Source organism: Halorubrum sp. SP9 (genome assembly GCF_005435015.1).
Taxonomy (GTDB): Archaea; Halobacteriota; Halobacteria; order Halobacteriales; family Haloferacaceae; genus Halorubrum; species Halorubrum sodomense.
The window spans coordinates 1-600 of sequence record NZ_SGXU01000163.1 but is presented as its reverse complement, the minus strand read 5'-3'; the positions used below and the strand labels follow the sequence as shown (position 1 = coordinate 600).

1 protein-coding gene is annotated in these 600 nt (G+C 61.2%); it reads right to left on the bottom strand.

Annotated elements, in window-relative coordinates; translation table 11 throughout:
• Nucleotides 1–583: sulfatase-like hydrolase/transferase (locus tag EXE45_RS21465; RefSeq protein ID WP_241989516.1), on the bottom strand; the 583-nt coding region annotated here is incomplete at its 3' end.
• Nucleotides 584–600: the final 17 nt, after the last annotated feature.

The window sequence follows — 600 nt, the reverse complement described above, 5'->3', positions numbered from 1 at the left end:
AGAGCGTCTGCGCCTCGTCGTTCGACAGTTCGCGGTCGGCGTACGTGTAGCCCGCAGGCGGATTGTATGGCCCGTGAGGATCCATATAGTGGTTCCACAGGAAGAAGGGCCGATCGTCGCCGATTGAATCCAACCAAGAGAGCGATCGGTCGTTGATTTCCGCGGCACGAGCGTGGTACTCTCCTTTATTCAAGACAAACTTGTTCAGCGCTCGCTGCGCGAGCGCGACGAACCGATTCTGCCCGAGGACGAGGTCGTCGTCGAAGGTATCGAACCCGCTGTCGTAGCCGTACGCCCGCGAGACGTAGGGATTCGAATGGAACCCGGCGGTTCGGAACCTTGCTTCCGAGAGTCGATCAGCGACCGTCTTCGGCACGTATCTGTACCCGTTCGCAGCGAACACGTCGGGATAGCGCCCGCTCAACAGCGCCGGGACGGCCTCTCGGGTGTGTGAACTCGCGGAGATCGCCGTCGTGAATTCGAGCTCTCTGTCCGCGAGTTCGTCGAGGAACGGACTCGTCTCCCGATTGTAGCCGTGCGCTCCGAGGTGATCCGCACGGAGCGCGTCGATCGAGAGGAGAATGGTGTTCGGGCGATCAG